The sequence below is a fragment of the Leclercia sp. 1548 genome (assembly GCF_050435045.1).
Lineage (GTDB): Bacteria > Pseudomonadota > Gammaproteobacteria > Enterobacterales > Enterobacteriaceae > Enterobacter > Enterobacter adecarboxylatus.
The window spans coordinates 547,291-559,413 of record NZ_JBNDJP010000002.1; the positions used below are offsets into that span (position 1 = coordinate 547,291).

12 protein-coding genes are annotated in these 12,123 nt (G+C 47.5%); 11 read left to right on the forward strand and 1 reads right to left on the reverse strand.

Going from position 1 to position 12,123, the window contains the following annotated elements:
* The first annotated feature begins 249 nt into the window (after positions 1 to 249).
* The 10 genes from ABIE02_RS07830 (at position 250) to sdiA (ending at position 11,582) form a co-directional block, all read left to right on the forward strand.
* Positions 250 to 1,086, forward strand: coding sequence for a flagellin (locus ABIE02_RS07830; RefSeq protein ID WP_059307610.1), 837 nt, complete (start codon positions 250 to 252; stop codon positions 1,084 to 1,086).
* An 85-nt stretch (positions 1,087 to 1,171) separates the two neighbouring features.
* Positions 1,172 to 4,822 (forward strand): glycosyltransferase family 2 protein, encoded by a 3,651-nt coding sequence (locus tag ABIE02_RS07835; RefSeq protein WP_071886435.1) that lies wholly within the window; start codon positions 1,172 to 1,174, stop codon positions 4,820 to 4,822.
* Between the two features lie 92 nt (positions 4,823 to 4,914).
* Positions 4,915 to 5,715, forward strand: a complete 801-nt coding sequence (locus ABIE02_RS07840; protein ID WP_059307612.1) for a glycosyltransferase family 2 protein — start codon at positions 4,915 to 4,917, stop codon at positions 5,713 to 5,715.
* Positions 5,716 to 5,889: 174 nt separating this feature from the next.
* The gene (gene fliA, locus ABIE02_RS07845; protein ID WP_032612078.1) at positions 5,890 to 6,609 is read left to right on the forward strand and encodes an RNA polymerase sigma factor FliA; all 720 of its coding nucleotides are present in this window, start codon (positions 5,890 to 5,892) and stop codon (positions 6,607 to 6,609) included.
* Between the two features lie 55 nt (positions 6,610 to 6,664).
* Positions 6,665 to 7,216 (forward strand): flagella biosynthesis regulatory protein FliZ, encoded by a 552-nt coding sequence (gene fliZ / locus ABIE02_RS07850; RefSeq protein WP_262659446.1) that lies wholly within the window; start codon positions 6,665 to 6,667, stop codon positions 7,214 to 7,216.
* An 88-nt stretch (positions 7,217 to 7,304) separates the two neighbouring features.
* A complete protein-coding gene (gene tcyJ, locus ABIE02_RS07855) occupies positions 7,305 to 8,105 on the forward strand; it encodes a cystine ABC transporter substrate-binding protein (protein ID WP_032612074.1) in 801 nt (266 codons plus the stop codon).
* A 107-nt stretch (positions 8,106 to 8,212) separates the two neighbouring features.
* On the forward strand, positions 8,213 to 9,199 hold the full coding sequence (gene dcyD / locus ABIE02_RS07860) for a D-cysteine desulfhydrase (RefSeq protein ID WP_032612072.1): 987 nt from the start codon (positions 8,213 to 8,215) through the stop codon (positions 9,197 to 9,199).
* A 21-nt stretch (positions 9,200 to 9,220) separates the two neighbouring features.
* Entirely contained in the window at positions 9,221 to 9,889 is a 669-nt protein-coding gene (tcyL, locus tag ABIE02_RS07865) for a cystine ABC transporter permease (RefSeq protein ID WP_032612070.1), read from the forward strand.
* A complete protein-coding gene (gene tcyN, locus ABIE02_RS07870; RefSeq protein WP_032612068.1) occupies positions 9,886 to 10,638 on the forward strand; it encodes an L-cystine ABC transporter ATP-binding protein TcyN in 753 nt (250 codons plus the stop codon). The genes tcyL and tcyN overlap by 4 nt, the downstream gene beginning before the upstream one ends.
* Positions 10,639 to 10,859: 221 nt before the next feature.
* Positions 10,860 to 11,582: a transcriptional regulator SdiA gene (sdiA, locus tag ABIE02_RS07875; protein ID WP_032612067.1), complete on the forward strand. Its 723-nt coding sequence runs from the start codon at positions 10,860 to 10,862 to the stop codon at positions 11,580 to 11,582.
* Positions 11,583 to 11,648: 66 nt separating this feature from the next.
* On the opposite strand, the gene ABIE02_RS07880 is transcribed toward sdiA, so the two are convergent.
* Complete coding sequence (locus ABIE02_RS07880) at positions 11,649 to 11,873, reverse strand: DUF2594 family protein (RefSeq protein ID WP_032612066.1); 225 nt, start codon at positions 11,871 to 11,873, stop codon at positions 11,649 to 11,651.
* On the opposite strand from ABIE02_RS07880, the gene ABIE02_RS07885 reads away from it, so the two are divergent.
* Positions 11,825 to 12,097 (forward strand): hypothetical protein, encoded by a 273-nt coding sequence (locus tag ABIE02_RS07885; RefSeq protein ID WP_167347875.1) that lies wholly within the window; start codon positions 11,825 to 11,827, stop codon positions 12,095 to 12,097. The two genes, ABIE02_RS07880 and ABIE02_RS07885, sit on opposite strands and share 49 nt — an antisense overlap.
* The last annotated feature ends 26 nt before the right edge of the window (positions 12,098 to 12,123 follow it).

The window sequence follows — 12,123 nt, forward strand, 5'->3', positions numbered from 1 at the left end:
GGCATCACATCGCTTTGCGGGCTGTAGTAGCGTGGGGAATTCTTTGTTTTTTGCTTTAATCCTGGGCACTGGCAAAGCACTTTAAGAAATAAATTCAAAAAAAACACATTTAAAAACAAAGGATTAAATTTTTTGTTAGATATTTTCTAAAGTCTGCTGCCAGGGCGTCGATAACCTTGTTGACGGTGAGAGACGCTGTGAGTGTTAGGCACCGACCTAGAAACCATTTTTGTTTAAGGAATTAAAATTATGGCCGTTATCAATACTAACCTGTTGTCCCTGACCACTCAGAACAACCTGAACAAATCTCAGTCTTCCCTGGGCACTGCTATCGAGCGTCTGTCCTCCGGTCTGCGTATCAACAGCTCTAAAGACGATGCAGCGGGTCAGGCGATTGCTAACCGTATGACCGCTCAGGTTAAAGGGATGACTCAGGCGGCACGTAACGCCAACGACGGTATTTCCCTGGTTCAGACTGCTGAAGGCAACCTGAACGAAATCAACACCAACTTACAGCGTATCCGTGAGCTGTCTGTTCAGGCTGCAAACGATACTAACGGTACTACTGACTTAGATTCGGTTAACACTGAAATTTCTCAGCGTCTGGCTGAAATTGATCGTATCTCAGGTGCTGCAAACTTCAACGGTACCAAATTACTGGATGGTACTAAAACGTCAGTAAAAATTCAGGTTGGTGCAGGTACTACGGGTGACGATACAATTACGATCGATAGTAAAGTTCTGATCAATGCAGGTTCTTCAGATCTCGGCGGTTCTGATATCGGTGCTGCAATTAGCGGTAACGCCAGTGCATTGAAAGTGATTGACGCAGTCGATGCTGCAATTGAGAAAGTTGATACAGCGCGTTCTAATATGGGTGCGATTCAGAACCGTTTTGAATCTACCATCAACAATCTTAACAACTCAATTTCGAACCTGTCTGCAGCACAATCTCGTATTCAGGACGCTGATTACGCAACTGAAGTTTCCAACATGTCACGCGCGCAGATTCTGCAGCAGGCTGGTACTTCCGTGCTGTCTCAGGCAAACCAAGTTCCACAAGCTATGCTGTCTTTACTGCGTTAATCAACGTATGCTATATAGGTCAAACCCGGCAATGGCCGGGTTTTTAGTTTACTAGACCTCGTCAACTCAACTATCAAATGATGCCATGAAAAAAATTCTGCTCTCTATAGATAAACTTGAAAATTTCAGTCAGACAGAAACCACCTTTTATGATGTCATGGAATATTTCACTGCAGATGGTTGGCAAGTAGATTTGATTGCTAAAAGAATAAGTTCATACTGGCATCATCGTATTGTTTCGGCTACTTATCGAGATCAGATCCGATTTGTATATTCTCAAGAATTACCACTTGAACCTGTTTATGCATTAATCTGGATTTTCCAAGGATATGTTTGCCCGAAATTAAATGATGCATTTTTAAAATCGACTATTAGTGGTCGTGTAGTGTTTCAACACTTTGAAAATTATTCAGATTACGATCTGCCCTATGGCGCTGGGCTCGAGAATAAATTGTCTTGGCTCAGTCTAACAAGTTCGACATCTTCCTATGTAATGTTGGCAGAGAAAGGAATAAAGCAATCCAGATTAAAATATTTTCCACTTTCTGCTACTAAGGATTTTTGTTCATTTGAACCAAATATTGCTGCCTTCAGCAAAGTACTGGTTGTTTCTGAAGGCAGTGACGAGAGTCTGGCTGAAAAAAAAGCTGCTCTCGAGGCACTTGGAATCGGCCTCGACCATGTCAACCTCGCGCATGCAATAATTCCACTAAGTATGGAACTATTAACCCAGTATCAGGTTGTAGTTGGGAGTGGACGTTGTATTGTACAGGCACTATGTCTTGGGATTCCAGCAGTAGTCGCTGAACAGTCTCGTTCAGCAGGACTTGTTGGCGAAGGAAATGTATCAAAACTGAACGACACCGGTTTTAGATGCTCAGGAAAACATGTCATTGATGATTGGGCAATTTGGGCGAAAGAGTTGGTTGAGGGTTTCGATGCAGGCGTTGAATGGACTCGTAAATTCCGGATGCGGGCGAGTCAACATTGGAACCTGAATTCTATAATTGAAAAACTGAAGGTAGGCCTACCAGAGCCAGTAAAACTCTCTATTAATGAAGAAGAATGGCAGCGTTTTGATCTTCACCGTCGAGTAATGGATACTATAGTTGACGAAGGTATTTCTGTTGAGAAGTGGCTCAATGACCGTATTCCTTCACCTACCCGTATTGAAGTACTGAAATCTTTTATTAAGTCTTACCCTGAATTTGGGCAGATTGCTGTGGTAATTATCGATCGAGATGGTGTTGACGGACAAACGTCCAAAACGATCGAATCCTTGAAGCAACAACACCTCATACCCTACGCGATCTATGTGCTCAATGCTGCGAAGGAATCAACTCATCAAGACCTAAATAATTTTGTTTTCAATAGCACTTTTTACGGGGTATTGATAGTTGAAGCTGGTGCAGTATTTCTGCCACATACTTTACTAGTATGGGCTGAACACTGTATGCGAGACCCTGCTAAATCAATTTGGTACTGTGATGATATTATCTCTTATGAGAATGATGAACCGGGATTATATCTTAAATCCGACTGTGATATAGATCTATTACGCGCATGGCCTTACTTTGGTCGTAATATATTCATTACCCGTGAAGCATTTTGTAAATTTGGTGGGGCTGATGTTGGATTCAATCATTTGATTGCCCACCCTCTGTGCTGGCGAATTATTGAAGACAGGGGGCCTGTCTCGGTTGGACATATTTCTGAAGTGTTGATGGCAGTTGAGCAACCTGTTGAAATACTAGCGAAAATACCAGAGGTTCAACGAGAGTTGCAAGAAGCAACCTCGCAACATTTGCAACGTTGCGATATTTCCGCGAATGTAACGGTCGATATCGCAACAGGCCTCGCTCGAATCGCTTATCCAATAGCTTCGCGGCCTTTAATTTCGATCATTATTCCTGGACGCGATCGCTTACCATTTTTGAAGCAATGTATCGATTCTCTGATCGAGGTCAGTCAATACACTAACTATGAAATCTTGCTTGTTGATAACGCTTCCGAAGAGCAGGAGATGCTTGACTATCTTCATCAACTCGAGTCGCTCAATCTCTCACGTTTTAAAATATTGCGTTACAATGCACCGTTTAATTTTGCTGCTATGAATAACCTAGCGGTGCAACATGCCGAAGGAGAGGTATTTCTCTTTTTAAATAACGATGTGAAAATTATTCAGCCAGACTGGATAGAAGAGATGTTGCAACATGTGCTTCGCCCAGAAGTTGGTATTGTTGGTGCGCGTCTAGAGTTTGAAAATGATAACGTCGAACACGGTGGGTATATAATCGGTGTAGGAGATGGTATCGCAACAGCACACCGTGGCGCGGAAAAAGATATAAATGGATTCATGATGCGCCTGAAAGCTGTTCGTGGGGCAACTGCAGTTAGTGCTGCCTGTATGATGATGAGACGCGATGTGTTTAAGGAAGTTGGTGGCTTTGACGAACAACGGCTTCCTGTCTATTTCTCTGACGTAGACATTGCTCTAAGCGTGCGTGAAAAAAACTATATCACAGTTTGGACGCCGCATGCACGTGTAAAACATGCTGGTGGCGCTACTCGCCTCTTTAAGGAGAAATTTGGAGTCGAACCACATCCGAACCAAGCTACCTTCGCAACACTCATTGATAAATGGGGAAGCAAGATAGCACAGGATAATTACTATAATTACCATATGGCAAAAGTTGGTTCTCTATTCCATTTAGGGACTCGTACCTCACGCATTCAACAACCTTTACCAGGCAAACCTTTGCCGGTAGTGTTAGCTTCGCATACTAACTGGACTGGATGTGGAAACTATCGGGTGATTAAACCTTTTAAAGCACTTGAGCAAACACTTGCGCTAGAAGGGGGAGTTATCCATGGAACGCCTTCAGTCATGGAAGTGGCGATTGCTCAGCCGGATATAATTTTATTAGCGCTATCGCTAGATGACGCAATTATTCCTATTATTGAAAACTATCGTAAAGTCAGTAATGCAAAAATCGTTCTTGAGTACGACGACAACTATCCCAAAATTCCACAAAAAAATGCTTTCAGATCTCAAATTCCTAAAAATATAGCAAGCCGATTACGCCGGATTGCAGAGCATGCGGACTGGATGGTTGTGTCAACCAAACCCTTGGCGCAAGCATATGCGCATTTGCATAACGATATTCGAGTGGCCAGAAATAAACTCGATATTGAACAATGGAGACATTTGTGTAGCCAGAAACGTAGGAAAATTAAGCCACGTATTGGTTGGGCCGGTGGAACTAGCCACACTGGAGATCTAGAGATCTTACTACCTTTGATTAAAGAGCTTAGTGATGAAGTCGAATGGGTATTTATGGGCATGAAACCTTATGGGATTGAATGCGAATTTCATCAGCCAGTGCCTTTTGAACGGTATCCAGAAAAACTAAGTAGCCTAGATCTTGATCTTGCTTTGGTACCGCTTGAAAATAATGTATTTAACGAATGTAAGAGCAATCTCCGGTTGCTGGAGCTGGGAGCCTGCGGTGTGCCAATCATTTGTACTGATATTGCCCCATATCGTTGTGGATTGCCGGTTACATGCGTGCAAAATCGCTTCCATCTTTGGTTAAAGGCTATTAGAGAACATCTTGCGGATCGACAGGCATTAGAAGAGGCTGGCGAAAAACTCCGTAACAAGATTCACCAAAAGTGGTTTTTGGATGAACAAGGTATTCAGGAATGGCGAGAAGCTTGGGTCGGTAAGGCGTAAATTAGAAGCTAAGAAGTCTTGTAATATTCAGATGATAGCCTCAGTAATTACTATACTGAGGCTATTAAAATATAGAAGGTTTCAGGAATAATATGATTCATAATCAAAAGATTGGTGTGGGCATTGTGACCTATAATCGCAAGGGCGGTTTACTAAAGTTGATTAATTCACTTCCACTTCAAATTATTGACGAGATTATCATTGTAAATGATGGCGAACATTTCATTGAATATGAAAGTATTGATTTCAAATACCATCATAATGAAGAAAATTTGGGGGTCGGAGTTAGTAAAAATATTGCGCTGCGCTATCTTCAAAGTCGGAATGTTGAACATTATTTTTTAATTGAAGATGACATTTTTATAAAAAATCACGATGTGTTCTTGCGTTATATTGAAGCGTCCAAACTTAGTGGTATTCAGCACTTTAACTTTAGTCAGCATGGGGTTTATAATATTGACGAGCAAGGCAACCCTAAGCCTTTATTGCGAATTAACTATGGTAAGTTGAATGTATCGTTTTTTCCTGCCTGTGTCGGAGCTTTTAGTTATTACTCTTCGAAAAGTTTGGTGGCAGCTGGTCTTATGGATGAGCAATTCTATAATTCTATGGAACACGTCGATCATACACTCGCTATCATCAATTGTGGTATGCATCCCGCTTTTTATTATTTTGCGGATATTGATGATTCGCAAAATTATCTTGGTGATGAACAGTGGAGCCAACAACAGTCAACTATTAGTACATGGCTTAATTCCAGCGGAGTGATTATAGTTGCAATGAACAAATTTCATCGAAAACATGGTTTTCATGTTAATGATATCAAGTTGGAAGTTATATCAGAAGTGCATAAGCAACTTAGTGAAATACAGGAAAAATATGCCCTTCCTTGATTTTCTTTGTCCCATTTTGTTGCCACATAGCAGATGTTAGGGAGAGCGTCTGCTTACGCCCTTCAAGGTATAACCCCCAAATAACCCCCCATTCCCCCCGCTATTCACACGATTAAAACCCCTCCAGAAACGGATAATCATGCCGATAACTCAACTAACGCAGGGCTGTTTATCGTGAATTCACTCTATACCGCTGAAGGTGTAATGGATAAACACTCGCTGTGGCAGCGTTATGTTCCGCTGGTGCGACATGAAGCATTGCGGCTTCAGGTGCGGCTACCGGCGAGTGTGGAACTGGACGATCTGCTACAAGCGGGCGGTATCGGGTTATTGAACGCAGTTGACCGATACGACGCTCTGCAAGGAACGGCATTTACGACTTACGCAGTACAGCGTATTCGTGGTGCGATGCTCGACGAACTGCGCAGCCGGGATTGGGTGCCGCGCAGCGTTCGACGCAATGCACGCGAAGTGGCGCAAGCAATGGGGCAGCTGGAGCAAGAACTTGGACGCAACGCGACGGAAACCGAAGTTTCGGAGCGTCTGGGAATTTCTACGGCTGACTATCGCCAGATGTTGCTCGATACCAACAATAGCCAACTCTTCTCTTATGACGAGTGGCGCGAAGAGCATGGCGATAGCATTGAACTGGTGACGGACGATCATCAGCAGGAAAACCCGTTGCACCAGTTAATGGAAGGCAATGTCCGCCAGCGCGTAATGGAAGCGATTGAAGCTTTACCGGAACGCGAGCAGCTGGTGCTGACCCTTTATTACCAGGAAGAGCTTAATCTCAAAGAGATTGGTGCCGTACTGGAAGTAGGGGAGTCGCGGGTAAGCCAGCTGCACAGCCAGGCCATTAAACGCTTACGTACCAAACTGGGTAAGTTATAGGTGATTCCGATCACCCGTTAAGTGCCGCACAACGTATTGACAACCAGGAGTTATCATGACGGTGCAGCAATCTAAAAGACGGCCATTAAGCCGCTACCTGAAAGACTTTAAACACAGCCAGACGCATTGCGCCCATTGCCATAAGCTGCTCGATCGCATCACGCTGGTTCGTCGCGGCGAAATCGTCAATAAAATCGCGATTTCCCGCCTCGATACGCTGCTGGATGAGGCCGGATGGCTGCTGGAGCAACAGGAGTGGGTGGCGTTATGTCGTTTCTGTGGCGATCTGCACTGCAAGGAGCAGAGCGACTTTTTCGATATCATCGGCTTTAAGCAATTCCTGTTTGAGCAAACAGAGATGAGCCATGGCACGGTGCGCGAATATGTTGTGCGTCTGCGTCGCCTGGGCCAGCATTTGACCACGCAGCGTATTTCCCCTGAGTTACTCACCAACGGCTATCTGGATGAAAATCTTGAGCCATGGCTGCCTGCGACCAGCACCAACAACTACCGGATTGCGCTGCGCAAATATGCGCAATTTAAAACGCAAATGCCGGTGACGCCGAAGCAGAAAGTCCACCGCGAAACAACTTCTGATATATATTAAAAATGAATAACATGTAGCGCAGTCGTGTTTGACCTTAAGGCCAAACACCCTACACTACACTCAAAATTCCAATGATATCGGGGTACGTATGAAATTTGCACTTCTGGGTCGTCAGGCGCTGATGGGTGTAATGGCCGTTGCGCTGGTTGCCGGTATGAGCGTGAAAACGTTCGCGGCAGAAGGTCTGTTGAATAAAGTGAAAGAGCGCGGCACGCTGCTGGTTGGTCTGGAAGGCACCTATCCTCCGTTCAGCTTCCAGGGCGATGACGGCAAACTGACCGGGTTTGAAGTGGAGTTTGCCGAAGCGCTGGCGAAACACCTCGGCGTAAAAGCCTCGCTGAAACCGACCAAATGGGACGGTATTCTGGCCTCGCTGGACTCCAAACGCATTGATGTGGTGATTAACCAGGTCACCATCTCTGACGAACGTAAGAAAAAATATGACTTCTCCACCCCGTATACCGTCTCCGGTATCCAGGCGCTGGTGAAAAAAGGGAACGAAGGCTCGATTAAATCAGCCGCAGACCTGAAAGGTAAAAAAGTCGGTGTTGGTCTGGGGACTAACTACGAAGAGTGGCTGCGCCAGAACGTGCAGGGCGTGGACATCCGTACCTATGATGATGACCCGACCAAATATCAGGATCTGCGCGTAGGCCGTATCGACGCCATTCTGGTTGACCGTCTGGCGGCGCTGGACCTGGTGAAAAAGACCAAAGACACCCTGGCGGTTGCCGGTGATGCCTTCTCCCGTCAGGAAGCGGGCGTTGCCATCCGCAAAGACAACGACGATCTGGTGAAAGCCGTCGACGAGGCCATTGCCGAGATGCAGAAAGACGGCAGCCTGAAGGCGCTCTCTGAGAAATGGTTCGGGGCAGACGTCACAAAGTAAGCAGTTGAATGCAAAAAAAGGCGCTTTGATAAGCGCCTTTTTTATTTCCTCGCCAGCAACGTGCATAATAAAAAAAGACAGACTTAGACAGGGTTACGGAGGTTTTCATGTCATTACAGAATCTAACGCGTTTTCCGCGCCTCGAATTTATTGGCGCGCCGACGCCACTGGAGTATTTGCCGCGCTTATCGGACTACCTCGGGCGCGACATCCTTATCAAACGTGATGACGTGACGCCCATGGCGATGGGCGGCAACAAACTGCGCAAGCTGGAGTTCCTCGCGGCAGATGCCCTGCGTGAAGGGGCCGATACGCTGATTACCGCGGGGGCGATCCAGTCCAACCACGTGCGCCAGACCGCAGCCGTTGCGGCAAAGCTGGGCCTGCACTGCATCGCCTTGCTGGAAAACCCGATTGGCACCCAGGCAGAAAACTACCTCAGCAACGGCAACCGTCTGCTGCTGGATCTGTTTAATGTGCAGATAGAAATGTGCGATGCGCTGACCGACCCTGCGGCGCAGCTGCAAGAGCTGGCCACCCGCGTCGAAGCCCAGGGCTTCCGTCCTTATGTGATCCCGGTAGGCGGCTCGAACGCGCTGGGTGCGCTGGGTTACGTCGAAAGCGCGCTGGAGATCGCCCAGCAGTGCGAAGGGGCCGTGGGTATCTCCTCGGTTGTTGTCGCTTCCGGTAGCGCAGGCACCCATGCCGGGCTGGCAGTAGGACTGGAGCAGTTAATGCCGGACGTCGAGCTAATTGGTGTTACCGTGTCGCGCAGCGTTGCTGACCAGAAACCGAAAGTGGTCACGCTGCAGCAGGCGGTGGCGCAGCAACTCGAGGTGAGCGCCAGCGCCGATATCATCCTGTGGGATGACTATTTCGCGCCGGGCTACGGCACGCCGAATGATGAAGGTACGGAAGCTGTCAAGCTGCTGGCGCGTCTGGAAGGGATCCTGCTGGACCCGGTCTATACCGGCAAAGCGATGGCTGGCCTCATCGACGGTATCAGCCAGAAGCGTTTCAAGGACGAAGGGCCGATTCTGTTTGTTCATACTGGCGGGGCGCCCGCTCTCTTTGCCTACCATCCTCACGTTTAAATCACAGGCAGAAAAATCATAATGCAAGAAAGTATTCAACTGGTGATTGATTCGCTGCCATACCTGCTGAAAGGTGCGGTGTTTACGCTGCAACTGAGTATCGGCGGGATGTTCTTTGGCCTGCTGCTGGGCTTTATTCTGGCGTTGATGCGCATGTCGTCGGTGCTGCCGGTGCGCTGGCTGGCGCGTTGTTATATCTCCATTTTTCGCGGCACGCCGCTCATTGCCCAGCTGTTTATGATCTATTACGGTCTGCCGCAGTTTGGTATCGAACTTGATCCTATTCCGGCGGCGATGATTGGCCTGTCGCTCAACACTGCGGCCTATACCTCGGAAACCCTGCGCGCGGCGATCTCCTCCATTGAAAAAGGGCAGTGGGAGGCCGCAGCCAGTATTGGTATGACTCCGTGGCAAACCCTGCGCCGGGCGATCCTGCCTCAGGCCGCACGCGTAGCCCTGCCGCCGCTGAGCAACAGCTTTATCAGCCTGGTGAAAGATACTTCTCTGGCGGCCACCATTCAGGTGCCGGAGCTGTTCCGCCAGGCGCAGCTGATTACCTCGCGCACGCTGGAGGTCTTCACCATGTACCTGGCCGCCTCGCTGATCTACTGGGTAATGGCGACGGTGCTGTCGGCGCTGCAAAACTATTTTGAAAATCAGCTTAACCGCCAGGAGCGTGATCCAAAATGAGTGCTATCGACGTTAAAAACCTGGTGAAGAAGTTTCATGGTCAGACGGTGCTGCATGGCATCGACCTGGAAGTGCAGGAGGGCGAAGTGGTGGCGATCATCGGGCCGAGCGGGTCCGGTAAAACCACGCTGCTGCGCAGTATTAATCTGCTGGAGCATCCAGAAGGCGGCACCATTCGCGTGGGTGAGATCACCATTGATACCGGCAAATCGCTGAGCCAGCAAAAAGGGTTAATTCGCCGTCTGCGTCAGCATGTCGGCTTCGTCTTCCAGAGCTTTAATTTGTTTCCCCATCGCACGGTGCTGGAAAACATTATTGAAGGGCCGGTCATTGTCAAAGGCGAGCCGAAGGATGAAGCCACCGCCCGCGCCCGTGAACTGTTGGCGAAAGTGGGGCTTTCCGGCAAAGAGAGCAGCTATCCGCGCCGTCTTTCCGGTGGGCAGCAGCAGCGTGTGGCCATTGCCCGCGCGCTGGCTATGCGCCCTGACGTGATTCTGTTTGATGAACCGACGTCTGCGTTGGATCCCGAGCTGGTGGGGGAGGTGCTGAATACCATTCGTCAGCTGGCCCAGGAAAAGCGCACGCTGGTGATCGTTACCCATGAGATGAGTTTTGCCCGCGATGTCGCAGACAGGGCTATTTTCATGGATCAGGGACGCATCGTTGAGCAGGGGCCGGCTAAATCGTTGTTTGCCGATCCTCAGCAGCCCCGGACCCGGCAATTCCTCGAAAAATTTCTGATGCAGTAGCATATTTGTTCTTAATTGCTCCGGTAACAATCGCCGGAGCAATATATTCACCCTTCATATGAATGCCCCCCTGATTTTATCTCGTCATAACCGCTCTAAGTGCATAAAATGTGTAGATAATTATCGTTGGGTCGATATTTTATACATATAAATAAGATTTATGTGTTAGTTTAAGATTTCATAATAATGATTATCTTTTACAGGGGCTTAATTCAGTCAGTATGAAGGATTTAGATTTTTTCACATGGCGACGGGAATGCTTCCTCCGTTTTCAGGGGATGACTTCTGCCGATGAAGTTTATCCCGAACTACAACGACAAACACAGAATCTGGGATACGATTTCTTTTCACTCTGCGTTCGTCATCCGGTGCCTTTTACTCGGCCTAAAGTCTCGGTGCATTCAACCTATCCGCAACAGTGGATGGCGCAGTATCACGCAGAAAATTATTTTGTCATTGACCCGGTACTGAAACCCGAGAATTTCGTTCACGGACATTTACCCTGGAACGATGCCTTATTCGCAGAGGCGCAGCCTCTATGGGATGGCGCACGCGACCACGGGCTGCGTAAAGGGATCACCCAATGCCTGATGCTGCCCAATCATGCGATGGGCTTCCTGTCGGTTTCCAGCACCAGTTTGCCAGTAAACCTTATGGCGAATGAAGTGGTTGAATTACGTCTGCAAATTCTGGTGCAACTGGCGTTAACCACGCTGCTTCGGCTGGAACACGAAATGGTGATGCCGCCTGAGATGAAATTCAGCAAGCGCGAGAAAGAGATTCTTAAATGGACGGCGGAAGGAAAAACCTCGGCAGAAATAGCCATCATTCTTTCTATTTCTGAAAATACGGTTAACTTCCATCAGAAAAATATGCAGAAGAAATTCAATGCGCCGAACAAGACGCAGATCGCGTGCTATGCCGCAGCGACGGGGATTATCTGACTACACTTCTGTTCTGCGTTGCAGGCGATGAAACGGCTGAAGGCACTGCGTTCAGCCGTTTTTCTTTTATTGACGGTAAGCTTGTTTGATCTGCTTAACGGTGCTGGAAAACACGTCGGCCTGAGCCTGGTCTTCCATCTGCGCAATCTGGCGTTCCATCTTAAGGATCACACGACCGGCATCTGCCTGGCCCATCGCCTGTAGCATCAGGGTCAGCAGGGATTTCAAACAGGAGACTTCCTGTGCCAGTTCTTGATTATTCTCCGCAGTGGCAAAATCAGGTGTGCTCATTTATTTTCCTCATGATAAAAACAGCGCTTTTGCGCATAGGCCAAAGTTATGGCGGCGGAGTATATCACAAGCCGTCAGGAAAAACGCAGTGCTTGTTTTTTGTACTTTCCCGTTTTGTTTATTCAAATGAACAGGCCATTAACGCTGAGTTTTCTAAGGCTTTAGTACAGGTTAATTGTTTAACCGGAGTAGAAAAGAGGTTAATTATTGTTACAAAATTATAAGGTGTATTTTAATAGCATTAATGCAG

What these genes read in the sequence shown, in the direction of transcription:
- ABIE02_RS07830 (WP_059307610.1), top strand. Translation starts at nt 250, where the DNA reads ATGGCCGTTATCAATACTAACCTGTTGTCCCTGACCACTCAGAACAAC.
- ABIE02_RS07835 (WP_071886435.1), top strand. Translation starts at nt 1,172, where the DNA reads ATGAAAAAAATTCTGCTCTCTATAGATAAACTTGAAAATTTCAGTCAG.
- ABIE02_RS07840 (WP_059307612.1), top strand. Translation starts at nt 4,915, where the DNA reads ATGATTCATAATCAAAAGATTGGTGTGGGCATTGTGACCTATAATCGC.
- fliZ (WP_262659446.1), top strand. Translation starts at nt 6,665, where the DNA reads ATGACGGTGCAGCAATCTAAAAGACGGCCATTAAGCCGCTACCTGAAA.
- tcyJ (WP_032612074.1), top strand. Translation starts at nt 7,305, where the DNA reads ATGAAATTTGCACTTCTGGGTCGTCAGGCGCTGATGGGTGTAATGGCC.
- dcyD (WP_032612072.1), top strand. Translation starts at nt 8,213, where the DNA reads ATGTCATTACAGAATCTAACGCGTTTTCCGCGCCTCGAATTTATTGGC.
- tcyL (WP_032612070.1), top strand. Translation starts at nt 9,221, where the DNA reads ATGCAAGAAAGTATTCAACTGGTGATTGATTCGCTGCCATACCTGCTG.
- tcyN (WP_032612068.1), top strand. Translation starts at nt 9,886, where the DNA reads ATGAGTGCTATCGACGTTAAAAACCTGGTGAAGAAGTTTCATGGTCAG.
- sdiA (WP_032612067.1), top strand. Translation starts at nt 10,860, where the DNA reads ATGAAGGATTTAGATTTTTTCACATGGCGACGGGAATGCTTCCTCCGT.
- ABIE02_RS07880 (WP_032612066.1), bottom strand. Translation starts at nt 11,873, where the DNA reads ATGAGCACACCTGATTTTGCCACTGCGGAGAATAATCAAGAACTGGCA.